We start from the raw sequence: 23,469 nt of genomic DNA on the forward strand, positions 1-23,469 counted from the left end.
GCGGCGATGGCTAGAAACATAGCCGCGGCCGGCCCTCCGCCGGACCGCGATGGCGGAAGCGTCCGCGTCCTGATCGTCGATGATTCGGTCGTTGCCCGTGCCGTGCTCGGCCGGATGATCGAGGGGATGGGCCGGTTCCGGATCGCCGGATCGGTCAGCGACGTGACCGGCGCGCTCGCCTTTCTTGCCGCCAATCGTGCCGATGTGATCCTGCTCGATCTTGAGATGCCGGGCATCCACGGCCTGACTGCGCTGCCCGATCTGATCGCGGCAGGGCAGGGGGCCAAGGTGCTGGTGGTCTCCTCCGCTGCCGATGATGGCGCCGCGGCGGCGGTGCAGGCGCTCGCGCTCGGTGCCGCCGACACGCTGGTAAAGCCCGGCGTCGGCAATTTTGCCGGCCGGTTCGCCACGGTGCTCGAGGACCGGCTGACGCGCTTGTTCGACATCGACGACGCCCGAACCTCGGTCTCTGCCCATGCCGATCGTGCGCCGGGCGAGTTCGACATCGTCGCGGTCGGTGCCTCCACCGGGGGCATCCACGCGCTCAGCCAGATGCTGCGTGCGATCCCGCCCTCCTTCCAGGCGCCGATCCTGGTCACCCAGCACCTTCCGGCCTCGTTCATGAGCTATTTCGCGGCGCAGCTCGCAGTGCTTGCGGGCCGGCCGTGCGAGGTTGCGGCCGATCATGTCAGGGTCCGGCCAGGCCGGATGCTTGTGGCGCCGGGGGACGCGCATCTGCGCATCGTGCGTGCGGGTGAGGGCTATTATGCCGTCCGGCTGTCGCACGAGTCGGTGGCGAGCGGTTGCATGCCGTCGGTCGATCCGATGCTCGACTCGATCGCCGATCTGTTCGGTGCACGCGGACTCGGCGTCGTCCTGTCGGGGATGGGCCGCGACGGGGCGGTGGGCGCGAAACGGCTGATCGATGCCGGGGGAAGCGTGATCGTGCAGGACAAGGCCAGCTCGGTGGTGTGGGGCATGCCCGGCGCGATCGCCGAGAGCGCCGCCGCGGTACTCCCGCCCGACGAGATCGGCCGGATCATCGCCAGCCAGCGGAGGCCCGGCTGATGACGGCGGTCCCGCAGAACTTCGCATCCACCGGTGCGATGCATGTGATCGGAAACCTGCTCGAACAGCGGACCGGCCAGCAGATCGCCGCCAACCGTGCCTGGCGGGTCGAGACGGTGTTGAAGCCTGTGCTGCGCGCCAACGATCTCGACACGCTCGATCAGCTGATCGGCCGGCTTGCCGCGGAGCGCAACGGGCCGCTCGCCGAGTCGGTGGTCGATGCGCTGCTCAATCACGAAACCTCCTTCTTTCGCGACGCGGCGGTGCTCGACCTGGTGGTCGAGGCGGCGCAGGCGCTTCAGGCCGAGACGCCCGGCCGCCGCTTGCGCATCTGGTCGGCGGGCTGCTCGATGGGGCAGGAGCCCTATTCGCTGGCAATGCTGTTCGAGGAAGCCGCGATCACCCGCGGCATGGTGATGCCAGAGATCATCGCGACCGATGTCTCCGCTGCCGCGCTCACGCGGGCGCGCTCGGGGCGGTTCTCGCAGTTCGAGATCCAGCGCGGCCTTCCGGTGCGCCGGATGGTCAGCTGGTTCGACAGCGTCGATGGCGATTGGGTGATCCGTCCCGAGCTTTCCCGGCGAGTCCAGTTCCGCCAGCACAATCTGGCCAAGGAGCCGGCCCCCGCGGGCAAGTTCGACATCGTGCTTTGCCGCAACGTGCTGCTCTATTTCGCCGCCGATGTGCGCACCCGCGTGTTCCGCACCCTGCGCACGGCGACGCGCGACGGCGGGCTGCTGGTGCTGGGCGCCGGAGAGACGGTGATCGGCCAGACCGACGCGTTCCGCCCCAGCGATCAGTTCCGCGGTCTCTATCTGGCGGATGACGCCCGCGTCGCGCCGTTCCGCGCCGCCTGAGGCACCGGCGGGAGGTGTTTCAGCGCATCGTTGCGCCGTGCGGCTTGCCTTTCGGCGCGCGCCGCCGCATCCCTCACAGCGATGATGGACGGGACTGAACTCGAGTGGATCGACGCGCCGTCGCCCAATTTCGATGCGCGGGCGCTGCCGGTCAGCATCATCGTGCTCCACTATACCGGGATGCAGAGCGCCGAGGAGGCGATCATGCGGCTGCGCGATCCCGAGGCGAAGGTATCGAGCCACTGGCTCGTCGCCGAAGACGGGCAGATTGTTCGCCTGGTCGATGAGGCCAACCGCGCCTGGCACGCGGGCAAGTCGCGCTGGCGCGGGGTCACCGACATCAACTCCGCATCGGTCGGGATCGAGATCGTCAATCCCGGGCACGAATTCGGCTATCGCCCCTTCCCGGACGAGCAGATCGATTCGGTGATCCGGCTGACTGCAGAGATCAAGAACCGCTACGGCATCACCCGCGGCAACGTGGTCGGCCATTCGGACATTGCCCCCGCGCGCAAGCAGGATCCGGGCGAGCTCTTCCCCTGGGGCAAGCTCGCGCGCCTGCGCCTCGCGCTTCCGCGCCCGACCAAGAATTTGATGGACCCGGGCTGGACCGATGCCGGCTTCCTGCTCGCGCTCGAACGCTTCGGCTATGAGGTGACCGACGGGCTCGCCGCGACCGTCGCCTTCCAGCGCCGCTTCCGCCCGGAACTGGTCGACGGCACGATCGATGCCGAGTGCCGGATGATCCTCCTCGCGCTGCTCCTGCCCAAGCCGCAAGGCGACGAGTGATGTTGCATCGCGCCGTCACGGGCGCGCCGGTCCTGACCGCGGCGCAGATGCGCGCGGCCGAGGACCGGGCGATTGCGAATGGCTCCAGCGTCTCTGCGCTGATGGAGCGTGCCGGTACCGGCGTGGCCGAATGGGTGCACCGCCTTGCTGCCGGGGCGCCCGTGCTGATCCTGTGCGGCCCCGGCAATAATGGCGGCGACGGTTATGTCGCGGCTCGTGTTCTGGCGAGCCGCGGGATGGACGTTCGGGTAGCGGCTCTCGGCGATCCGCGCACCGAGGCTGCGGCGGAAGCGCGCAAGGGCTGGACTGGCGCTGTCGAAGCTCTGTCCGGCGAAGCGGCGGGCGATGCGCCGGTGATGGTCGATGCATTGTTCGGCACGGGCCTGTCGCGTCCGCTCGAAGCTTCGGCAGTGCATGCGATCACGGCGCTGACTGCTCGCGCGCGCCTGTCGATCGCAGTTGACCTGCCAAGCGGTCTGGAAACCGACACCGGTGAAGCCTTTGGCCAGGAACTGGCGGCAGTCGATGTGACGCTGGCGCTGGGTTCGCTCAAACCCGCACATCTCCTGCAGCCGGCATCTGCGCTTTGCGGGGCCGTACGCACGGTCGATATCGGGCTGGCACGGGGCGACCTTCTGTCGGACGCAACCGTGCGAATACTCGCCTTGCCGCAGATCGCCAAGCCCGGAGCGGCTTCGCACAAGTACAACCGCGGCATGGTCGCGGTGATCTCCGGCCCGATGCACGGCGCGTCCGAGCTGGCCGCGCTTGCCGCCTATCGCGCGGGGGCTGGCTATGTCTTGCTCCTGACCGGCGGGCTGCCGCATCCGCCGCACGCCATTGTCCGGCAGCGCTGGAGCGCGGACGCGCTTGACGACAAGCGCATCGGCGCGGTTGTCATCGGCCCCGGTCTTGGCCGCGACGACCGGGCGCGCGAAAAGCTCGACGCCGCGCTTGCCAGCCCGCATCCGCTGGTGATCGACGGCGACGCGCTTCACTTGCTCGACCTCGATCGGTTGCAGGGGCGCGAGGCAACTATCGTGCTCACCCCGCACGCCGGCGAGTTCACGGCGCTGTTCGGGGAGGGCGAGGGCGGCAAGATCGCCCGCACGCAGGACGCTGCACGCCGGAGCAATGCGGTGGTCGTGTTCAAGGGCGCCGATACGGTGATCGCGCAGCCCAATGGATGGGCCAATGTGGCGCTGCCCGCCAGTCCGTGGCTGTCGGTTGCAGGAACGGGCGATGTTCTGGCAGGGGCCATCGCCACGATGATCGCACAACATAACTGGATGCCCTTGGAGGCCGCTTCCGCCGGTGTATGGCTCCACGCCGAGGCTGCGCGCCTGCTCAACCGCTGCTTCCTCGCCGACGAACTGGCCGACGCACTTCCCCTCGCGCTGGAGCGCACACTGTGAGCGACGATACCACCATCGTCCGCATCGCCGCGCGTGGGGATGGGGTGACCGCGGACGGCCGCCACGCCCCGCTCGCTGCGCCGGGCGACACCCTGCGCGCCGACGGCACCCTCCAACCCGGCCCACGCCATCAGACGCCACCATGCCGCCATTTCCCCGAGTGCGGCGGCTGCCAGCTCCAGCATCTCGACGACCGCGCCTATGCCGAATTCCTCACCGCACGCATCGCCGGCGCGCTGATGCAGCAGGGGGTGGAGGCTGAGATCCGCGCGCCCATGCTGTCCCCGCCGCGCACCCGCCGCCGCGCTGCGCTCCATGCCGAACGGCGGGGGCGGCAAGTCCATCTGGGCTTCACCGAACAGTCGAGCCACCGGCTGATCGATCTCCAGCAGTGCGAGATCCTCGATCCGCGCCTGTTCGCGCTGCTTCAGCCGTTGCGCGGGCTGCTGGCATCGCATCTGCCCGCCAATCGCCGAGTCAACGTCCATTTCGCGCTCACCGATCAAGGGCCGGACGTGCTGGTCGATGGCCTCGTCACCGACAGTTTGAGCGCGGTCGAGGCGATCACCGCCTTTGCCCAGCGCCATGGCCTTGCGCGCCTCTCGGTCGATGACGGCCTGGGGCCCGAGCCACGCTGGGAGCCTGAGCCGGTCACGGTCAGCTTCAGCGGTGTCCCTGTCGCGTTCCCGGCCGCCAGCTTTCTGCAGGCGACGCCCGAGGGGGAGGCGGCTCTGGTCGCTGCCGCGCGCGAGGCGATTGGTGGTGCGAAGGCGATCGCCGACCTGTTTGCCGGACTCGGCACCTTCGCGCTGGCAATGGACCCGAATGTGAAGGTCTATGCGGGCGAGGGCGCGCGTGAAGCGATCCTGTCGCTCAAGGCCGCCGCGGGCCGCGCCCAGCGCCCGGTCTTCGCCGAGCATCGCGACCTGTTCCGCCGCCCGCTGGTGCCCAAGGAACTCGACCTGTTCGACGCCGTGATCCTCGATCCCCCGCGCGCCGGGGCGAAGGAACAGGCCGAGCAGATCGCCGCGTCCAAGGCGCCGGTGATCGCCTATATATCGTGCAATCCCAATACGTTCGCACGCGATACGAAGACTTTGATTGAAGGTGGCTACCGCCTCGACTGGGTGCTTCCGGTCGGCCAGTTCCGCTGGTCCACCCATGCCGAGCTGGCGGCGCGGTTCAGCCGTTAGGGCCAGAGCTTACGGGTAATCCGCCCGCACGAAGTACAGGCCGTCCGGCGGCGCATTCAGCCCCAGCGCCGCGCGGTCCTTCGCTTCCAGTGCGTCGCGCAGGTCGTCGGCGGTCCATTGCCCGCGTCCGACCATCGACAGGCACCCGACCATCGACCGCACCTGATGATGGAGGAACGAGCGCGCGGACGCGTACACGCTGATTTCGTCGCCCTCGCGTACGACGTCGAGCCGGTCGAGCGTCTTGAGCGCGCTCGCCGACTGGCAATGGGCGGAGCGGAAGGTGGTGAAGTCATGCAGCCCCACCAGAATCTGTGCCGCCTCGTGCATCGCCGCCGCGTCGAGCTCGGCCGGTACCCGCCACTTCAGTCCCTTGTCGAAGGTCAGCGGCGCGCGGCGGTTGACGATGCGGTACACATAATGCCGCGCGGTGCACGAGAAACGTGCATGCCAGTCGTCCGCCACCGTCTCGCACGCCAGGATCGCCACCGGCACGGTGCGCAGATGTGCGTTGAGCGCTTCCATCAGCCGGAACGGCGCGATGTCCTTCTCGATCTCGGTATGCGCGCGCATCCCCAGCGCATGCACCCCCGCATCGGTGCGCCCGGCGGCGTGGACCAGCGTATCCTCGCCGGTGATGCCATGCAGCGCATCCTCGATCGCCTGCTGAACGCTCGGGCCATGGTCCTGATATTGCCAGCCCATGAACGGCCGGCCGTCATATTCCACCGTGAGCGCGAAGCGGGTCAAAGCTGCGTTCCCGCTGGGATGGGGAAGCCGTTGAGCAACTCCATGGTGGTCATGACGCCACGCCCAGCGCGCTGGACGAGCGTGGGCCGGATCGCGCCAGCTCCGCAGGTGATCGTTAGCTTGTCATCTTCGACGATGCCGCGCTTCGCCCCACGGTTTGGACCGTAGCCCCCCACCACGGGACCGCGCCCTTCGCCCGCAATCAGCTCAGCGGCATGGATGCGGACACGCTCTCCGCCAATCTCGAAAAACGCACCAGGGGCAGGGTTGAAAGCACGAATTTTTCGTTCAACTTCCACCGCGCTTTGCGTGAAGTTGAGCCGTGCCTCCGCCTTGTCGATCTTGGCGGCATAGGTCACGCCATCCTCGGCCTGCGCCACCGCCGGGTACGCATCCGCATCGGCCAGCACCTGAACCATCAGCCGAGCGCCCATGGCCGCCAGCTCGTCGGTCAGTTCGCCCGCGGTCTTGCCCGCGACCGGCGTCCGCCCCTCAAGCCGCACCGGCCCGGTATCCAGCCCGGCTTCCATCTGCATGATCCCGACCCCGGTCTCCGCGTCGCCTGCCAGGATCGCGCGCTGGATCGGCGCCGCGCCGCGCCAGCGCGGGAGCAGCGAGGCATGGACGTTCATGCACCCCAGTCGCGGCGCTTCCAGCACGCTTACCGGCAGGATCAGGCCATAGGCGGCGACCACTGCGACATCCGCCTCCAGCGCCGCGAACGCCGCGACTGCTTCCGGGTCCTTCTTGAACGACAGCGGCGTGCGCACCTCGATCCCCAGCGCCTCGGCGCGCGCATGGACGGGGGAGGGGGTCAGCGCCTTGCCGCGCCGCCCGCCCGCGCGCGGCGGCTGGCTGTATGCCGCCACGACCTCGTGCCCCGCCTCGACCAGTGCGTCGAGCGTCGGCACCGCAAATTCCGGGGTTCCCATGAAGATGATCCGCATCGGGCGCCTCTAGCCGCAATCGATGCCGCTGCGCCATCCTTCCATTCCGCAACGCGAACGGTTAGGGAACATCGCATGGCCTCGCCCGAGATCGAAACCCTGACTCAAGCCCTGTCGCGCCTGCCCGGCCTTGGCCCGCGTTCGGCGCGGCGCGCGGTGCTGCATCTGCTCAAGAAGCGCGAGACCGCGCTCGATCCGCTGCTCGCCGCGCTCACCGCGGTCAGCCAGCGCCTCGCGACCTGCTCGACCTGCGGCAATGTCGATACCTCGGACCCCTGCGCGATCTGCGCCGATCCGCGCCGAGACACGCGCCAGCTCTGCGTGGTCGAGGAAGTGGCCGACCTCTGGGCGCTCGAACGTTCGCGCCTCTTTCCCGGCCGTTTCCATGTGCTTGGCGGCAAGCTCTCCGCGCTCGACGGTGTCCGGCCCGAGGATCTGGCGATCGACAGCCTCATCACCCGCGTCGCCGCGGGCGGCATCGACGAGGTGGTGCTGGCGATGAATGCCACGCTCGAAGGCCAGACCACCGCCCATTACATCGCCGAGCGGCTGGAAGGGCGCCCGGTGCGCCTGACCCAGCTCGCCCATGGCCTCCCCGTCGGCGGCGAACTCGACTATCTCGACGAGGGCACGTTGGCCCAGGCGCTGCGCGCACGGCGGCCCGTCGCCTGATCCTTTCCTTGAAGCCTGACCCAGGCGGAGCTAAATTACCCCGATGGCTATTCTTCCGATCCTCGAAGTCCCCGATCCGCGCCTCAAGCTGGTGTCCACCCCTGTCGACACGGTCGACGACGAACTGCGCGTGCTGATCGCCAACATGTTCGAGACGATGTACGACGCTCCGGGCATCGGCCTTGCCGCGATCCAGGTCGGCGTACCCAAGCGGCTGATCGTCATGGACCTTCAGGAGGAAGAGGACGAGGAGGGCAAGCCGATCCGCGAGCCGCGCGTCTTCGTGAACCCCGAGATTCTCGAGCCGTCCGACGCGCAGAACACCTATACCGAGGGCTGTCTGTCGGTTCCCGACCAGTATGCCGATGTCGATCGCCCCGCGACGTGCCGCGTCAAGTGGCTGGACGAGCATGGCAAGGCGCATGACGAGGTGTTCACCGGCTTGCTCGCAACCTGCATCCAGCATGAGATGGACCATCTCGAGGGCATCGTCTTCCTCGATCACCTCTCGCGCCTCAAGCGCCAGATGATCATGAAGAAGCTCGACAAGGCGCGCAAAGCGGCGGCCTGACCTCCCGGCGCGGCGCGTGGTTGCACGCGCCGCAATTAACCCTGTCCTACCGTAACCGTTCGGTCTATGTTCCTGCTCCCGGTGTGGGGAGCGGGCGGTTGTCACGTGCGCAAAAACATGCCGATTCCGTCAACTTGCCGAGAGAAACGTGTCAACCGAGTTCGCCCTTGCCCTGATCTTCGCCCTGCTGCTCGGCGGCGCCGTCGGCTGGTTCGTCGCCAATCGCCGTCTCGCGGAGATCCGCGCCGAGCGTGACAAGCGCGAAGCCGACTTCAAGGCCGCGATCATCGACCTTGCCGGCGCCGAGGAACGGCTGCGCGAACTGCCCGAGCTTCGCGACCAGCTCGACGGCATCCGGGACGAGCGCGACATTGCGCGGCTCGAACTGACCGAGCTGCGCACCAAGGCGAGTGCGTTCGAGGAACGGCTCGAGGAGTTCAAGGGCGCGCGCGAGTTGATGGCGGGGCAATTCCGCGAGCTTGCCGGGCAGATGCTCAATCAGACGCAGGAAGCCTTTCTCAAGCGCGCCGAGGACCGGTTCAGGCAATCCGAGGTGACCGCCGGCCAGAATCTCAAGGCGCTGCTCCAGCCGGTCAATGAACGCCTCCAGCGTTATGAGGAGGGCGTGGCGAAGGTAGAGGCCGAGCGCCGCGACGCGTTCGGCGAGCTCAAGGGCCAGATCGAACAGATGCGGATCGGTCAGGAGCGGGTGAGCAGCGAGGCGGCCAAGCTCGTCAATTCGCTCCGCAACGCGCCCAAGTCGCGCGGCCGCTGGGGCGAGCAACAGCTCAAGAACGTGCTCGAGGCCTGCGGCCTCTCCGAACACACCGATTTCGAGACCGAAGTCAGCGTCGCGCAGGAGGAGGGCGGGCGGCTCCGTCCCGACGCGATCGTTCGCGTGCCCGGCGGCAAGGCGCTGGTGATCGACGCCAAGGTGTCATTGAACGCCTATCAGGACGCATTCGGTGCGGTCGAGGAAGGGGAGCGCCAGGCTGGTCTTGCCCAGCATGCGGCGTCGATGAAGAATCACATCAATGCCCTCGGCAACAAGGCCTATTGGACCCAGTTCGACGAGGCGCCCGATTACGTCATCATGTTCGTCCCGGGTGAGCATTTCCTCTCCGCTGCGCTCGAGCACGACCATGGCCTGTGGGACTTCGCGTTCGAGAAGCGCGTGCTGCTCGCGACGCCCACCAACCTGATCGCGATCGCGCGCACCGTCGCGGCGGTATGGCGGCAGGAGAAGATGGCCAAAGAGGCGCGCCAGATCGGCGAGCTCGGCAAGGAACTGTACGACCGGCTGGCCAAGGCGATGCAGGATCTGCGCGTCGTCGGCACCGGTCTCAACAGCGCGGTCAAGAATTTCAATACTTTCGCCAGCAGCCTTGAGACGCGTGCTCTGGTTTCGGCGCGAAAGCTCAAGGATCTCAACGTCGAGACCGGCGCGCGCGAGATCGAGAGCATTGCCCCGGTCGAGCTGCTCGCCAGCCACGCCGACAGCCCGGATGCCGAACCGCCGGCGCAGGCCGCGGAATAGCGCGCAAGCTTCTCTTTACGTTGATTTTTGGTGCGGGACCGGGACGTTCGATCTATACTGGCGACGTAACGACTTGAATGACCGCGTTCCAGAAAACAGGGGAGTCCGCGCATGAAAGGCACGTTGAAGCTGGTGGTCTTGTCCACGGCGATCGTCACCCAGAGCATCACGCCGCTTATGGCGCAGACTAGGCCGGCGCCGCAGCAGCGACCGGTTCCGCTGCCCCAGCCGGTTCCGGATCGTCCGGTGCCGCTCCCGCAGCCCGTGCCGGATCGCCCCGTGCCGCTGCCTGGGCCGATCGTCGATCGCCCGGTACCGCTGCCGCAACCCGTTCCCGGCCGTCCGCGCCCGCCGCGGCCCGAGCCTGGCTATCCCGGCAATCCGGGGTGGGGAAATGACCGCGGCTATGCCGGCCGCATCAGTTGCGAATCGCGCAACAGCCGGACGCGCTACTGCAACGTCAACACCCAGAACCGCGTCGTGCTGCTCCGCGCCGATGGCGGCGTCTGCAACCAGGGGCGCGGCTGGGGCTATGACCGGCGCTCGATCTGGGTGCGCAACTGCCGCGCGACCTTCGCCTATGGCTATGGCAACAACTGGGGCGGCGGCTGGCAGCCTGAGCGTCCGGACCGCGACAAGGGGCCAAGCACCGGCCTGATCATCGGCGGCGTCGCGGTTGCGGCGGGTCTGATCGCGCTGCTGGCGAGCAAGAACAAGAAGCCGGCCGATTCGACGGCGCCGGAAGCGCCGCCGACCAGCTATCCGCCCGGCCCGCCGGCGGCGCTCTCGGCCGATCTCACGCTGGTGCGGTCGGAGGCCCGGCCGTCGCTGCAGACCTGTCTGTTCGAAGCGTCGCGCCAGATCGGCGTGACCGGCGGCACGCGGCTTCGGCTCGACCGGATCACCAGCATCGAGCCGGGCAATGGCGGCTGGCGGTTCGCGGCGGATCTCACCGCAAGCTATCCGGACGGCGACCGCACGACGCCTTTCTATTGCCGTGCCACGCCGACCAAGGTGGTTCAGCTCGACTTCACGAACTGAACCGCTAGGGGCGGCGCATGGATTTCGATGATCAGTTGCGCCGCTATTTCGGGTCCGCCGACCTCGCCTCGATCCCGCCTGCCGCGGTCGAGGCGGGGGTCGAGCGGATGCGGGTCGATCTCGGGCTTGAGCAGGATCGTTCGCGCCGCTTTGCGCTGTGGGCGGTGCTCCACATGCTGGGCGCCGCGCCCGATCTCGACGTCGCGTTCAAGGATGAGGCGGATCGTGAGGCTGCCCGCAACTTCATGGACCTGACCGCGCCGCCGCGCGAGGACTGAAGAAGGGAAGTGGAGGCCCGAGCCGGAATCGAACCGGCGTGCAAGGATTTGCAGTCCTCTGCGTAACCACTCCGCCATCGGGCCCCGAAAGCGAGGGGGCGCTGTGCGCGGGGCGGTGCGACATGTCAACCATGGGTTGCGAAAATTCGCTTTCCTTGCTTGGCACAGTTGCTTGGCTATGCCACCGCCACAGGATACAAGCGCGCCAATCGAACAAGTGTATTGCACGACTATAACAGTTGTGCGATCAGGGCTGGAGTGATGATGACCGTGACCGCCGAACTTCCCGGTTCCGAAACCGCACGTGCCGCGATGGTGGTGAGCCAGCTGCGCACCAGCGGCGTCAGTGACGCGCGCGTGGTCGCGGCGATGGCGCAGGTCGAGCGTGAGAAGTTCCTGCCCGAATCGCAGCGCGCGCTCGCCTATCGCGATCGCTCGCTGCCGCTGGGCAATGGCCGTGCACAGAGCCCGCCGCTCGCGACGGGTCTGCTGCTTACCGAAGCGCGGTTGCGGCCGGAGGACAAGGTGCTGATCGTCGGTGCCGCGGGCGGCTATGCAGCCGCGGTCGCGGCAAAGCTCGCGGCGAGCGTTGTCGCGGTCGAATCCGACCCGGCGCTTGCCGATGCCGCGCGTACCGCGCTGGCGGGGCAGGCGGAACTGGTCGAGGGGCCGCTGGCGGATGGCTATGCGGCGCGCGCGCCCTATGACGTGCTGATCGTGGACGGCGCGGTGGAGGAGCTTCCGGCGACGCTGGCCGCGCAGGTGGCGCCCGGCGGTCGAATCGTCACGGGGCTTGTCGATCGCGGCGTGACCCGTCTGGCATCGGGTGTGCGCAGCGAAGGCGGCTTCGGCCTCAAGCCGTTCGCGGATATCGAATGTGCGGTGCTGCCGGGGTTCGAAAAGCCGCGCGGCTTCAAATTCTGAGAAAGAAACACGGATGCGATTGAGCCATTTCCTCGCCGGGGTCAGTGTTGCCGGAATTGGGGCCGCCGGTTTGGCGTTGCCTGCCATGGCGCAGACCGCTGCGCCCGCCGCGCAGGCACCGGCGGCAGCGCCGACCGAGACGCTGCGTGAGGCGATGGTCAAGGCGTACAACACCAATCCCGGCCTGTTCGCGGAGCGCGCCAGCCTGCGCGCAACCGATGAGGATGTGCCGATCGCGCGGTCGCGCGGTCTGCCGGGTGTGAACTCCACCGGGCGCTACAGCGAGAATCTTCACGACAGCGACAGCAGCGGGCTGTCTTCGCCGCGTCAGGGCAGTGCGGGCCTCAGCCTCTCGGTGCCGGTGTTTTCGGGCGGATCGGTGCGCAATTCGGTGCGCGCGGCGGAAACGCGGGTCGAGGCGGGCCGCGCGGGATTGCGCAGCGTCGAGAGCCAGCTCTTCACCGACGTGGTGACCGCCTATCTCGACGTGATCCGCGACGAGGCGACGGTGCGGCTCAACCAGCAGAATGTCCGCGCGCTCGAGGTCAATCTTCAGGCGACGCGCGACCGGTTCGAGGTGGGCGACCTCACCCGCACCGACGTCGCCCAGTCCGAAGCGCGGCTGGCGTCTGCGCAGAGCCAGCTTCGTGGTGCCGAGGCCGGCCTGATCGGCAGCCGGGAGAATTACATCCGCGTCGTCGGCACGCCGCCGGGCGTTCTCGCTCCGCCGCCGGCGCTGCCGAACCTGCCAACCGGGCCGGATCAGGCAGTCAGCGTGGCGCTGGAGGATAATCCCGCGCTCGATGCGGCAAAGAAGACTCGCGACGCATCCGCCTATGACGTCAATGTCGCGCGGGCCGGGCGCCTGCCGCAGGTCAGCGTCGGCGTGAACGGCGACTATTACAACCGCTTCGGCGCGATCCCGGGGCCGGGTCGTACGGCGGGTCTGGCCAATGACGGCTTTGCGACCAGCGCGGGCGTCAATCTGACGCTTCCGCTGTTCCAGGGCGGCCGCCCGGCGGCGCAGGTCCGTCAGGCGCAGGCACGCCAGTCGGCGGCGATGGAGCAGGTCACCTCCGCCGAGCGTGGCGTGATCGCGCAGACCCGCTCGGCCTATGCGGTGTGGCAGTCGGCGATGCGCGTGATCGAGAGCAGCCGGCTTGCGGTCCAGGCCAACCAGCTGAGCCTCGAGGGCGTCCGCGCCGAGAACAGCGTCGGCACCCGCACGATCCTCGACATCCTCAACGCCGAGCAGGAACTGCTCAATTCGCAGGTCCAGCTCGTCACTGCCGAGCGCGACGCCTATGTCGCCGGCTTTGCGGTGCTGGCGGCGATGGGCCGCGCCGAAGCGCAGGATCTGGGGCTCGACGGCGGACCGCTCTACGATCCGGTCGCCAGCTATAACCGCTCGCGCCGCAGCATCTCCGACTGGCGCGATGGCCCGGCGCCGCAGCCGCAGGCGACCCGCACCACCGACACCCCCGCGCAGACCCCGGTGGTCTCCGGTCCCGTCGATCCAGCACGGCCATACTAAATCTTAAGGCCTGATGGTTGACAGCTGTGTAGGAATTCCGACACTTGGCGTGTCTGTTTATCCCTAACGCGGGAACAACGAATGGGGGACGTCAGTAACGAACCGTCGATGGAGGACATCCTGTCCTCGATCAAACGGATCATCGCCGAAGAGGGCGAGAGCGCGGTCACGGCTCGCACCCGCCGTCCTGCGCGCGCTGCCCCGCCTGCACCCGTCGTGGACGAGGACGAGATTCTCGAACTGAGCGAACCGGTCCCCGCCGAATCGCGCCAGGCCGAGGAAGCGGCGCCGGAGCCCGCTCAGGCTGCTGCGCCGGCCGAACCGATTCTCTCCGCCACCACGGCACAGGCGAGCCGCGGACCGCTCGAGGCGCTGTCGCGGCTGATCGTGAAGCCCGATGTCGTGGGCACCGACACGCTTGAGGGGCTGGTGCGCGAGATGCTCCGCCCGATGCTGCGCGAATGGCTCGACGCCAACCTCCCGCGCATGGTCGAGGAAATGGTGCAGCGTGAGATCGCCCGGATTACCGCCGGCCGCGATTGAGCCCGGCAACTGGCTTTCCCCGGTACTTGCCTTGCCCGACACGCCCGTTAAGGGCGGGGCATGAGCGAGCTTCCCAAGACCTTCGACCCGGCTGAAATCGAATCGCGCTGGTATGCGCATTGGGAGGAGGGCGGCCTGTTCCGTCCCGACCGCCCCGGCGCCGAGCCGTGGACGATCGTCAACCCGCCGCCCAACGTCACCGGCTCGCTCCATATCGGGCACGCGCTCGACAACACGCTTCAGGACATCCTCGTCCGCCACGCCCGCCTCAAGGGCAAGGACGCGCGCTGGGTGGTCGGCACCGACCATGCCGGCATCGCCACCCAGATGGTGGTCGAGCGCCAGCTGAACGAGCGCCAGGACAAGCGCACCAACTATTCGCGCGAGGACTTCATCGACCTCGTCTGGAAGTGGAAGGAAGAAAGCGGCGGCACGATCACCCGCCAGCTCCGCCGCCTCGGCTGCTCGATGGACTGGGCGAACGAGCGCTTCACCATGGACGAGGGCTTTTCGAAGGCCGTGCTCAAGGTGTTCGTCGACCTGCACAAGCAGGGGCTGATCTACCGCGACAAGCGGCTGGTGAACTGGGACCCCAAGCTCAAGACCGCGATCTCCGACCTCGAGGTCGAATCGCGCGCGGTGCAGGGCCATATGTGGCACTTCAAATACCCGCTCGCGGGCGGTGAGACCTATACCTATGTCGAGCGCGACGAGGATGGGAACGTCGTGCTGGAGGAAGAGCGCGACTACATCTCGATCGCCACCACCCGGCCCGAGACGATGCTGGGCGACGGCGCGGTTGCGGTGCACCCCGATGACGAGCGCTACCGCCCGATCGTCGGCAAGCTCTGCGAGATCCCGGTCGGCCCCAAGGCGCTGCGCCGCCTGATCCCGATCATCACCGACGACTATCCCGATCCCCATTTCGGATCGGGCGCGGTCAAGATCACCGGCGCACACGACGAGAACGACTATGGCGTCGCGCAGCGCAACAACATCCCGATGTACCGGCTGATGGACGAGGTCGCGGCGATGCGCGCCGACGGCGAGCCCTATGCCGTGGCAGCGGCGCGCGCGCAGGAGATTGCCGGCGGCGCCGCATGGACGGCGGCCGAGGTTGATACGCTCAACCTGGTGCCGGACGCCTATCGCGGGCTCGACCGTTACGAGGCGCGCAAGCGCGTCGTCGCCGACATCGATGCCGATGGCCTGATGATCCAGGTCGAGGACAAGCAGATCATGCAGCCGTTCGGCGACCGCGGCGGCGTGGTGATCGAGCCGATGCTGACCGACCAATGGTATGTCGACGCCGCGACGCTCGCCAAGCCCGCGATCGAGGCGGTCCGCTCGGGCGCGACCAAGGTCGTGCCGAAGAGCTGGGAAAAGACCTATTTCAACTGGATGGAGAACATCCAGCCCTGGTGCGTCAGCCGCCAGCTCTGGTGGGGCCACCGCATCCCGGCATGGTATGCCGAGGATGGCCGCATCTTCGTCGCCGAGAGCGAGGAAGACGCGCAGGCGCAGGCCGGGCAGGGCGTTGCGCTCACGCGTGACGAGGACGTGCTCGACACCTGGTTCTCCTCCGCGCTGTGGCCGTTCGCGACGATGGGCTGGCCCGACGCCGATGTGAAGGCGATGGGCCGCTACCCGAACGACGTGCTGATCTCCGGCTTCGACATCCTGTTCTTCTGGGATGCGCGGATGATGATGCAGGGCTTGCATTTCATGAAGGAAGTGCCGTTCAAGACCTTGTATCTCCACGGACTTGTCCGCGCCGCGGACGGACAGAAAATGTCCAAGTCCAAGGGCAATGTCGTCGATCCGCTGATCCTGATCGACAAATATGGCGCCGACGCGCTGCGCTTCTTCATGGCCGCCATGGAGAGCCAGGGCCGCGACGTGAAGATGGATGAGAAGCGGGTCGAGGGGTATCGCAACTTCGCGACCAAGCTGTGGAACGCTGCGCGCTTCGCCCAGTCAAACGGGATCAAGGCCAGCGAGCACATCGAGCCGCCCGCCGCGACCCTCGCGGTCAACAAGTGGATCGTTGCCGAAACGGTGGCGACGGTGCAGGCGATGGACCTGGCCTTTGCCGACCATCGCTTCGACGAAGCCGCCAACGCGATCTACCAGTTCACCTGGAGCCGCTTCTGCGACTGGTATCTCGAGCTGATCAAGCCGGTCCTCCAGACCGAAGGCGCCGAGGGTGCCGAAGAGACGCGTCTGGTGGCGGGCTGGGTGCTCGATCAGATCCTGGTGCTGCTTCACCCCTTCATGCCCTTCATCACCGAAGAGCTGTGGTCGAAGCTGGGCGACCGTCCGGACTATCCGCTGATCACCGCGAAATGGCCGATGGCCGACGCCCGCGCGCTGGATTCGCATGCGGCGAAGGAGATCGACTGGCTGATCCGGCTGGTGAGCGAGCTGCGCGCTGCGCGTAACGAGCTCAACGTGCCTCCCGGCGCGCGTCTGCCGCTGTTCGTGCGCGATGCCCATGCCGACACGGCAGAGCAGCTTGTCCGGCAGGAGCCCGCGCTCGCCCGTCTCGCCCGCGTCGATCGCGCAGAAGGTGACGTCCCCGCAGGCGGCGCGCTGCAGATCGTGGTGGACGAGGCGACCTTCGTCCTCCCGCTCGAAGGCGTGATCGACCTCGATGCCGAACGCGCGCGCCTGACCAAGGCGATCGCCGCGGCGGAGAAGGAGCGCGACAGCCTCAACGCCCGCCTGTCTAATCCGGCCTTCGCCGAGAAGGCCAAGCCAGAGGCGGTCGAGAAAGCCCGTGCCGATCATGCCGAGAAATCGGCCGAAGCGGCGCGGCTGAGCGCGGCGCTGGGCCGGCTGGGATAGGGTGCCGCCGCCGGGCAACCGCCGCGATCTGACGCAGGGGCCGATCGGCCGCACCCTGCTGCTGTTCGCGTTGCCGACGCTCGGCTCGAACATCCTTCAGTCGCTCAACGGCTCGATCAACTCGATCTGGGTCGGGCGCTTCCTCGGCGAACAGGCGCTGGCTGCGACCAGCAACGCCAACATCATCATGTTCCTGATGTTCTCGGCGGTGTTCGGGTTCGGCATGGCGGCGACCATCCTGATCGGCCAGTCGATCGGGCGGCACGATATCGAGGCGGCACGCCGTGCGTTCGGATCGGCGATCGGGCTTGTCACCGGCGGGGCGGTGCTGATCGCCATCCTGGGCTGGCTGTTCACCCCGCAGATTCTCGACCTGCTCGCCACCCCGGGCGAGGCAAAGGGCATGGCGCAAGCCTATCTGCGCGTCATCTTCCTCGGTCTGCCCTTCTCGATGTTCGGCGTTCTCATCCAGATGAGCCTGCGCGGCGCGGGCGATTCACTCACGCCCTTGTGGTTCATGGTGCTCAGCGTCGTCATCGATTCGGCTTTCAACCCGCTGCTGATCGCGGGGATCGGGCCGTTTCCCCGCATGGGCATCGCCGGGTCCGCCACCGCGACGTTGCTCGCCGGAATCGTGTCGTCGCTGGGCCTGCTGATCTATGTCTATGCTCGCGATCTGCCGATCCGCTTGCGCGGACGCGAGCTACGCTATTTGCTGCCCGAACGCGCCCTGGTCGGCACCATCGTCGCCAAGGGGCTGCCGATGGGCGCGCAGATGCTGGTCATGTCCACCGCCGGCCTGTCGATGGTCGGGCTGGTCAACCGGCTCGGCGTCGATACCGCTGCGGCCTATGCCGTCTCGCAGCAGCTCTGGACCTATATCCAGATGCCGGCGATGGCGATCGGCGTCGCGGTGTCGAGCATGGCGGCGCAGAATATCGGTGCCGGCCGCTGGGACCGCGTCGGCGCGATCACCCGCGCCGGCTTGATGTACAACACCGCGATCACGCTGTCGGTGATCGTCCTGATCATCCTGTTCGACCGTCCGGTGATGGCGCTGTTCGTCGGCGCGGACAGCGCCGCGATCCCGATTGCGCGTCATATCCAGCTGCTCGCCAGCTGGACCTTCGTCATGTTCGGCGCGACGATGGTGCTCTTTTCCACCGTCCGCGCCAATGGCGCGACCGTCCCACCGCTGGTCATCCTGGCGATCACCCTGTTCCCGATCCGCCTCGGTTTTGCGGTGTTCGGGCAGCGCTGGCTGGGCAGCGACGCGCTGTGGCTCGCCTTTCCGCTCGGTTCGGCCTTCTCGCTCGGCTTCGCGGCGCTCTATTATCGCTATGGCCGCTGGCGCGCCGCCGTTCTTCAGGTGCCGCCCGAGCCCGATGAAGCCGCCGAACAGGCGCATTCCGACAGCGAACCCGCGGGGCGCCTGCACCCGACGGGTTGAAGGGCATCGAAGCGCAGCGGGGACGGCGCCGCTGCGCGTCAACCTCCGTGCGCGGGGCGATGCGGTGGATTCAAGCGATGGATGCCGGGAAATCGGGCCTTCATGGATCGTTCTCCTGCCTTGCGGCGTTATGGCCCGTCTTATGCGTATTCGTACTTTGCTTCCCCTCGGCATCGCACTCGTGATGGCCGCGCCTGCCTCTGCTCAAGTCGCTGGCATCGATGCGATGAAGGAATGGAACCTGATCGTGCTCGGCGACCTGCAATCCGCCGGTCAGGTGGAAGGCCGCACCTTTGTCGGCGGCAACCTCAGCGGCAGTTCTTCCGACTATCAGGTCCGTACCCCAGCCCCCTCGGCGCGCGGCACCCCCGGCCTGACCGTGGTCGGCGACGTCAATGGCGGGCACAAGAATTTGAACAACGCGTCGGGCGCGGCGATCGGCGGCAACGTCAACAGCGGCTTCAACCTCAACGGGTCGTCGCAGACGGTGCAGGTCGGCGGCACGATTTCTAACACCAACGTCAACCAGAACACGGTCAATTCGGGCCTCAACACCACCAACCCGGCCTTCCGCGTGGGGCTGGAGCAGCAGAAGAGCCTGCTCGGGTCGAGCCTGACCAACCTGTCTTCGGACATGAAGGGAATGACCGGGAACAGCAGCTTCACCATCAGCGGCAGCCGCGGCACGTTCGACGCCAAGCCCGATGCCAAGGGCGTCGCGGTGTTCAACATCACCAGCGCGGACCTGAACAAGATCAGCGAGATCAAGTTCAACCTCAACGGCGCCGAAACCGCGATCATCAACGTCAGCGGATCGGCGATCGCGCTCAACCAGAATTTCCTGGGCGGGACCAAGGGGCTGGGCGAGAACGTCATCTGGAACTTCGGGGACGCCACCAGCGTCGCCATCTCGACCGCATGGGGTGGGTCGGTGCTGGCGCCCAAGGCGGTCGGCCAGGTCTCCAACAGCATCGATGGTTCGGGCGTGTTCGGCAGCCTGCAGCAGAATGGCAGGCTCTCGGGCGGCTATGACGGCAGCTATGTGCCACCGGCGACCAATCCGGGTGGCGGCAGCAGCGGCGGGGGCAACCCGACGCCGGTGCCGGAGGAAACGATCGGGCTGTTCGCGCTGGGCGCGGCCGGACTGGGGCTGCTGCACTGGCGCCGCCGGCGCAAGGCGAAGGCCGCGCGGGAAACCGCCGCCTGACGCTTGCTTCGCCGGGCGGGCTGTCCCACAAGCCCGCCATGTCCCATTACCCCGCGCTTCGCCTCCGCCGCACCCGTGCCTCCGCATGGAGCCGCCGGATGCACGCCGAAACCGTGCTGACCCCGGCCGACCTGATCTGGCCGCTGTTCGTGACCGAGGGTGAGGGCGTCGAGGACCCGATCAGCTCGCTGCCCGGCGTATCGCGCTGGTCGGTCGATCAGGTCGTGATCCGGGCGAAGGAGGCTGCGGCGCTCGGCATCCCTTGCCTGGCGCTGTTCCCCAACACCCCGCGCGATCTGCGCACCGATGACGGGCGCGAGGCCCTCAACCCCGACAACCTCATGTGCCGCGCGATCCGGGCGATCCGCGATGCGGTGCCCGACATCGGCCTGCTCACCGACGTCGCGCTCGATCCCTATACCGCGCACGGCCATGACGGGCTGGTGGACGAGGCGGGCTATGTCCTGAACGACCAGACCGCCGAATTGCTGGTCGGCCAGTCGCTCAACCAGGCGCGTGCGGGGGCCGATATCATCGCGCCCAGCGACATGATGGACGGCCGCGTCGGCCTGATCCGCGAGGCGCTGGAGGGCGAGGGCCATGTCAACGTCCAGATCATGGCCTATGCCGCCAAGTACGCTTCGGCCTTTTACGGCCCGTTTCGCGACGCGGTGGGCTCGCGCGGCCTGCTCAAGGGCGACAAGAAGACCTATCAGATGGACCCGGCCAATGCCGAGGAGGCGCTGCGCGAGGTCGAGCTGGACCTGGACGAGGGCGCGGACAGCGTGATGGTCAAGCCAGGCTTGCCCTATCTCGACATCGTCCGCCGCGTGAAGGAGCGGTTCGAGGTGCCGGTGTTCGCCTATCAGGTGAGCGGCGAATATGCGATGATCGAAGCAGCGGCGGCGGCCGGGGCGGGGGACCGCGACGGGCTGGTGCTGGAGACGCTGATGGCGTTCAAGCGTGCCGGATGCACCGGCGTCCTCACCTATCATGCGGCGCATGCGGCCCGGCTGCTCGGCGGCTGACTTGATCGAAACGGAGCGCCTGATCCTGCGCAAGCCGCGCCCGTCGGATCACCCCGCATTGTTCGCGATGTGGGCCGATCCTGCGGTGATGGCGGATCTGGGGCCGGTCAAGGACGATGCGATGAGCGCGGCAACGCTCGCGCGGCACGACGCCTACCGGCACGAGGGGCTGGGCTTCTTCACCGTCGAGCGCAAGGCCGACTGGACGGTGGTCGGCTTTTGCGGTCTCAAGCGAGGTGACGCGCTGCATCCGATCGCGGGGGAGATCGAAGCCGGCTGGATGATCGCAAGGCCCTATTGGCGACAGGGCTATGCGCTGGAGGCGATGACGGCGGTCATGGCCTGGGGCTGGGAAAGCTTCGATACACCGCGCATCGTCGCGATCACGGCCGAGCAGAATCTGGCGAGCCAGGCGATGATGACCCGGCTCGGCATGGCGCGGCTGGCCGACGGCGATTTCGAGCATCACGCCTTTGCGGTGGGTGATCCCTTGCGCCGGATCGTTACGTACAGCATCAATCGGCCATAGAGTTGGTTCCTGAGTAACGCGTAGAGAAGGGGAGGCGATGAGCGCCGAAGCAATCGCCGATCCGGCGCAAGTCGAGCCTGCAACCACTCCGCGTATTGTCGGGCTGGTGTTCGTTGCAGCAATCCTGCTCGGAAGCTTCCTGCTGTTCCTCGTCCAGCCGATGATCGCACGGATGGCCCTGCCGCGGCTCGGCGGCGCGCCGGCGGTGTGGAACAGCGCGATGCTGGTCTATCAGGCGCTCCTGCTGGGCGGCTACGCCTATGCACACTGGCTGGGGCGCGTGCCGGTGCGGCGACAGGCGATGATCCATCTCGCGGTGCTGGCGGCCGCAGCGCTGTGGCTGCCCATCGGGCTGATGGCGATGCAGATGCCCGCGGACGCCGAGCCGGCGATCTGGGTACCCTGGCTGCTCGGCGCATCGATCGGCCCGCTCTTTTTCGCGATCTCGGCGCAGGCGCCGTTGCTCCAGCGCTGGTTCGCTGTCGCCTCGGGCGGGCGCGACCCCTATGCGCTCTATGCGGCGTCGAATGTCGGCAGCTTCGGCGGCCTGCTCGCCTATCCGCTGCTGGTCGAGCCCGGCCTGGCGCTCAGGGGACAGAGCTGGTTGTGGACCGGCGGCTATGCGCTGGTGTTCGTCGCGGTCGCAGCCTGCGCGCTGCTGCTGCCGCGCAAGGCGGCGGATCAGCCCCATGTCCATGCGGCAAGCCCGGCGCCTTCGCGCAAACGCATCGCGCACTGGATCGCGCTGGCCTTCGTTCCATCTGGGCTGATGCTCGCCACATCAAGCTTCCTCACCACCGACATCGTCGCGGTGCCGATGTTGTGGGTGCTTCCGCTCGGCCTCTATCTGTTGAGCTTCACGATCGCATTCGCTGCGCGACGCTGGCCTGCGGAGATCCTGACCCGGTTCGCGCCGGTGACGATCCTGATGTTCGGCGGGCTGATGATCGCCGGGCACAATGCCAATCCCGAACTCAACGCGTTGATGGCGCTCGGCCTGCTGTTCATGGTCGCGGTGGCGCTGCACACGCATATGTACGATCTGCGGCCGGAGCCGGACCGGCTGACTGGCTTCTACCTCGCCATGTCGGTAGGCGGTGCGCTGGGCGGTGTCTTTGCGGCATTGATCGCACCTTTGGTGTTCGACTGGACCTACGAATACCCCATCCTGATCCTCGCTGCGGGGCTGCTGGTGCCGCAGGCGTTCCTGCTTCCGCTGTTCGCCAGGCTCTGGAACGCCGAAGGGCAGGGCATGCGCATCCGGGTGCTGCTGGTGGCGGTGCTCGTCGCGGTGCTTGTCTGGGTCGGCCTGTTCGGTCCGGCTGCGCAGCTTGGCGAGAAAGCGCTGGGGATGCTCTACCTTGCGGTCGCGCTGATCGGTCTGTTCACGATCGGCGTTCGGCTGCCCTATATGATCGTGCTCGCCGCTGCGCTGTTCCTGTTCGGCGGCTATCGCTCGCTGGCGATCAGCTGGGAAGGCGACGCGCGCACCCGCAGCTATTTCGGTGTCTATACGATCACCGATCTGTCGACCCAGAAACGGCTGGCGCATGGCACCACGCTGCACGGCGTGCAGCTCGAAGGGCATGACCTGCTGCTGCGCATGCCGACGACCTATTATGTGCCGGGGTCGGGTGTGGGCCGGGCAATGATGGCGGCGAACGCGCTCTATGGTCCGGCGGCCCGGATCGGCGTCGTCGGTCTCGGCACCGGGACACTCGCCTGCTACGCGCGGCCGGGGCAGGACTGGCGCTTCTACGAGATCGATCCGGCGGTGGTCGAACTGGCGCGCGGGCCGTTCCGCTTCCTCGAGCTTTGCGCGCCCAAGGCGCAGGTGATCCTGGGTGACGCGCGGCTGCGACTGAACGAGGCGCCCGCCGGAAGCCTTGACCTGCTCGCACTCGACGCCTTCTCGTCCGATGCCGTGCCGATGCATCTGATGACGCGCGAGGCGTTCGCCACCTATGACCGCGTCCTCGCCAAAGACGGGCTGCTGCTGGTCCATATCTCGAACCGCTTCCTGTCGCTCGAACCCGTAGTCGAGGCTGCGGCGAAGGCGGGAGGATGGAGTGCCGCGGGGCTGACCTATGTGCCGACGCCCGACGAGGAGATGCAGGAGGCGGCGACGTCGGACTGGATCGCACTGTCGCGCTCGCCCGAGGTGATCGCGAAGCTGAAGGCGCGCGGCGGCTCGTGGCGTGACCTTGAGGCGACCCCGGGCTTCACGCCCTGGACCGACGACTATGCGACGATCCTGCCGGTGCTGCGCAGCCTGAACAAGGAATAGCG

21 protein-coding genes and 1 tRNA gene are annotated in these 23,469 nt (G+C 67.6%); 19 read left to right on the forward strand and 3 right to left on the reverse strand.

From position 1 onward, the window contains the following. The first annotated feature begins 6 nt into the window (after nt 1–6). From AC07TU_RS16405 to AC07TU_RS16425, 5 genes are all read left to right on the forward strand, one after another. Complete coding sequence (locus AC07TU_RS16405; protein WP_495188979.1) at nt 7–1,068, forward strand: chemotaxis protein CheB; 1,062 nt, start codon at nt 7–9, stop codon at nt 1,066–1,068. Continuing rightward, the gene (locus AC07TU_RS16410; RefSeq protein ID WP_495188980.1) at nt 1,068–1,925 is read left to right on the forward strand and encodes a CheR family methyltransferase; all 858 of its coding nucleotides are present in this window, start codon (nt 1,068–1,070) and stop codon (nt 1,923–1,925) included. The genes AC07TU_RS16405 and AC07TU_RS16410 overlap by 1 nt, the downstream gene beginning before the upstream one ends. Nucleotides 1,926–2,006: 81 nt before the next feature. Then, on the forward strand, nt 2,007–2,714 hold the full coding sequence (locus AC07TU_RS16415) for an N-acetylmuramoyl-L-alanine amidase (protein ID WP_495188981.1): 708 nt from the start codon (nt 2,007–2,009) through the stop codon (nt 2,712–2,714). Beyond that, nucleotides 2,714–4,129 (forward strand): NAD(P)H-hydrate dehydratase, encoded by a 1,416-nt coding sequence (locus tag AC07TU_RS16420; protein WP_495188982.1) that lies wholly within the window; start codon nt 2,714–2,716, stop codon nt 4,127–4,129. The genes AC07TU_RS16415 and AC07TU_RS16420 overlap by 1 nt, the downstream gene beginning before the upstream one ends. Continuing rightward, nucleotides 4,126–5,322, forward strand: a complete 1,197-nt coding sequence (locus tag AC07TU_RS16425; protein ID WP_495188983.1) for a class I SAM-dependent RNA methyltransferase — start codon at nt 4,126–4,128, stop codon at nt 5,320–5,322. The genes AC07TU_RS16420 and AC07TU_RS16425 overlap by 4 nt, the downstream gene beginning before the upstream one ends. 9 nt (nt 5,323–5,331) lie before the next feature. On the opposite strand, the gene truA is transcribed toward AC07TU_RS16425, so the two are convergent. Continuing rightward, the gene (gene truA / locus AC07TU_RS16430; RefSeq protein ID WP_495188984.1) at nt 5,332–6,072 is read right to left on the reverse strand and encodes a tRNA pseudouridine(38-40) synthase TruA; all 741 of its coding nucleotides are present in this window, start codon (nt 6,070–6,072) and stop codon (nt 5,332–5,334) included. Next, on the reverse strand, nt 6,069–7,019 hold the full coding sequence (fmt, locus tag AC07TU_RS16435; protein ID WP_495188985.1) for a methionyl-tRNA formyltransferase: 951 nt from the start codon (nt 7,017–7,019) through the stop codon (nt 6,069–6,071). The genes truA and fmt overlap by 4 nt, the downstream gene beginning before the upstream one ends. A 75-nt stretch (nt 7,020–7,094) precedes the next feature. On the opposite strand from fmt, the gene recR reads away from it, so the two are divergent. From recR to AC07TU_RS16460, 5 genes are all read left to right on the forward strand, one after another. Beyond that, nucleotides 7,095–7,691 (forward strand): recombination mediator RecR, encoded by a 597-nt coding sequence (gene recR / locus AC07TU_RS16440; protein WP_495188986.1) that lies wholly within the window; start codon nt 7,095–7,097, stop codon nt 7,689–7,691. A gap of 43 nt (nt 7,692–7,734) precedes the next feature. Further along, the gene (gene def / locus AC07TU_RS16445) at nt 7,735–8,262 is read left to right on the forward strand and encodes a peptide deformylase (RefSeq protein WP_495188987.1); all 528 of its coding nucleotides are present in this window, start codon (nt 7,735–7,737) and stop codon (nt 8,260–8,262) included. Nucleotides 8,263–8,410: 148 nt separating this feature from the next. Beyond that, the gene (locus tag AC07TU_RS16450) at nt 8,411–9,799 is read left to right on the forward strand and encodes a DNA recombination protein RmuC (RefSeq protein ID WP_495188988.1); all 1,389 of its coding nucleotides are present in this window, start codon (nt 8,411–8,413) and stop codon (nt 9,797–9,799) included. A gap of 111 nt (nt 9,800–9,910) precedes the next feature. Beyond that, nucleotides 9,911–10,840, forward strand: coding sequence for a DUF3011 domain-containing protein (locus AC07TU_RS16455; protein WP_495188989.1), 930 nt, complete (start codon nt 9,911–9,913; stop codon nt 10,838–10,840). 17 nt (nt 10,841–10,857) lie between these two features. Beyond that, a complete protein-coding gene (locus AC07TU_RS16460) occupies nt 10,858–11,118 on the forward strand; it encodes a hypothetical protein (RefSeq protein WP_495188990.1) in 261 nt (86 codons plus the stop codon). 10 nt (nt 11,119–11,128) lie between these two features. Here the strand turns inward: AC07TU_RS16460 and AC07TU_RS16465 are convergent. After that, nucleotides 11,129–11,202, reverse strand: a tRNA-Cys gene (locus AC07TU_RS16465). A gap of 177 nt (nt 11,203–11,379) precedes the next feature. Between AC07TU_RS16465 and AC07TU_RS16470 the strand changes: the two genes are divergently transcribed. The 9 genes from AC07TU_RS16470 to AC07TU_RS16510 all read left to right on the forward strand — a co-directional run bounded on the left by AC07TU_RS16470 (nt 11,380) and on the right by AC07TU_RS16510 (nt 23,467). After that, nucleotides 11,380–12,042 (forward strand): protein-L-isoaspartate O-methyltransferase family protein, encoded by a 663-nt coding sequence (locus AC07TU_RS16470; RefSeq protein ID WP_495188991.1) that lies wholly within the window; start codon nt 11,380–11,382, stop codon nt 12,040–12,042. Nucleotides 12,043–12,127: 85 nt separating this feature from the next. Continuing rightward, complete coding sequence (locus tag AC07TU_RS16475; RefSeq protein ID WP_495188992.1) at nt 12,128–13,576, forward strand: TolC family outer membrane protein; 1,449 nt, start codon at nt 12,128–12,130, stop codon at nt 13,574–13,576. Nucleotides 13,577–13,657: 81 nt separating this feature from the next. Then, a complete protein-coding gene (locus AC07TU_RS16480) occupies nt 13,658–14,119 on the forward strand; it encodes a DUF2497 domain-containing protein (RefSeq protein ID WP_495188993.1) in 462 nt (153 codons plus the stop codon). 60 nt (nt 14,120–14,179) lie between these two features. Next, nucleotides 14,180–16,966 carry a valine--tRNA ligase gene (locus tag AC07TU_RS16485; RefSeq protein ID WP_495188994.1) on the forward strand — a complete coding sequence of 929 codons (2,787 nt, stop codon included), beginning with the start codon at nt 14,180–14,182 and terminating at the stop codon, nt 16,964–16,966. A gap of 1 nt (nt 16,967) precedes the next feature. Beyond that, entirely contained in the window at nt 16,968–18,416 is a 1,449-nt protein-coding gene (locus tag AC07TU_RS16490; RefSeq protein WP_495188995.1) for an MATE family efflux transporter, read from the forward strand. Between the two features lie 142 nt (nt 18,417–18,558). Next, nucleotides 18,559–19,623, forward strand: a complete 1,065-nt coding sequence (locus AC07TU_RS16495; RefSeq protein WP_495188996.1) for a choice-of-anchor A family protein — start codon at nt 18,559–18,561, stop codon at nt 19,621–19,623. Between the two features lie 38 nt (nt 19,624–19,661). Then, nucleotides 19,662–20,651: a porphobilinogen synthase gene (gene hemB, locus AC07TU_RS16500; RefSeq protein WP_495188997.1), complete on the forward strand. Its 990-nt coding sequence runs from the start codon at nt 19,662–19,664 to the stop codon at nt 20,649–20,651. 1 nt (nt 20,652) lies between these two features. Then, nucleotides 20,653–21,180: a GNAT family N-acetyltransferase gene (locus AC07TU_RS16505; protein ID WP_495188998.1), complete on the forward strand. Its 528-nt coding sequence runs from the start codon at nt 20,653–20,655 to the stop codon at nt 21,178–21,180. Nucleotides 21,181–21,217: 37 nt separating this feature from the next. Then, on the forward strand, nt 21,218–23,467 hold the full coding sequence (locus tag AC07TU_RS16510) for a fused MFS/spermidine synthase (RefSeq protein WP_495188999.1): 2,250 nt from the start codon (nt 21,218–21,220) through the stop codon (nt 23,465–23,467). The last annotated feature ends 2 nt before the right edge of the window (nt 23,468–23,469 follow it).

This window comes from Sphingomonas sp. GW821-FHT03E12, from assembly GCF_059420685.1.

What these genes read in the sequence shown, in the direction of transcription:
- AC07TU_RS16405 (WP_495188979.1), top strand. Translation starts at nt 7, where the DNA reads ATGGCTAGAAACATAGCCGCGGCCGGCCCTCCGCCGGACCGCGATGGC.
- AC07TU_RS16410 (WP_495188980.1), top strand. Translation starts at nt 1,068, where the DNA reads ATGACGGCGGTCCCGCAGAACTTCGCATCCACCGGTGCGATGCATGTG.
- AC07TU_RS16415 (WP_495188981.1), top strand. Translation starts at nt 2,007, where the DNA reads ATGATGGACGGGACTGAACTCGAGTGGATCGACGCGCCGTCGCCCAAT.
- AC07TU_RS16420 (WP_495188982.1), top strand. Translation starts at nt 2,714, where the DNA reads ATGTTGCATCGCGCCGTCACGGGCGCGCCGGTCCTGACCGCGGCGCAG.
- fmt (WP_495188985.1), bottom strand. Translation starts at nt 7,019, where the DNA reads ATGCGGATCATCTTCATGGGAACCCCGGAATTTGCGGTGCCGACGCTC.
- recR (WP_495188986.1), top strand. Translation starts at nt 7,095, where the DNA reads ATGGCCTCGCCCGAGATCGAAACCCTGACTCAAGCCCTGTCGCGCCTG.
- def (WP_495188987.1), top strand. Translation starts at nt 7,735, where the DNA reads ATGGCTATTCTTCCGATCCTCGAAGTCCCCGATCCGCGCCTCAAGCTG.
- AC07TU_RS16455 (WP_495188989.1), top strand. Translation starts at nt 9,911, where the DNA reads ATGAAAGGCACGTTGAAGCTGGTGGTCTTGTCCACGGCGATCGTCACC.
- AC07TU_RS16460 (WP_495188990.1), top strand. Translation starts at nt 10,858, where the DNA reads ATGGATTTCGATGATCAGTTGCGCCGCTATTTCGGGTCCGCCGACCTC.
- AC07TU_RS16470 (WP_495188991.1), top strand. Translation starts at nt 11,380, where the DNA reads ATGATGACCGTGACCGCCGAACTTCCCGGTTCCGAAACCGCACGTGCC.
- AC07TU_RS16475 (WP_495188992.1), top strand. Translation starts at nt 12,128, where the DNA reads ATGGCGCAGACCGCTGCGCCCGCCGCGCAGGCACCGGCGGCAGCGCCG.
- AC07TU_RS16480 (WP_495188993.1), top strand. Translation starts at nt 13,658, where the DNA reads ATGGGGGACGTCAGTAACGAACCGTCGATGGAGGACATCCTGTCCTCG.
- AC07TU_RS16485 (WP_495188994.1), top strand. Translation starts at nt 14,180, where the DNA reads ATGAGCGAGCTTCCCAAGACCTTCGACCCGGCTGAAATCGAATCGCGC.
- AC07TU_RS16495 (WP_495188996.1), top strand. Translation starts at nt 18,559, where the DNA reads ATGCGTATTCGTACTTTGCTTCCCCTCGGCATCGCACTCGTGATGGCC.
- hemB (WP_495188997.1), top strand. Translation starts at nt 19,662, where the DNA reads ATGTCCCATTACCCCGCGCTTCGCCTCCGCCGCACCCGTGCCTCCGCA.
- AC07TU_RS16510 (WP_495188999.1), top strand. Translation starts at nt 21,218, where the DNA reads ATGAGCGCCGAAGCAATCGCCGATCCGGCGCAAGTCGAGCCTGCAACC.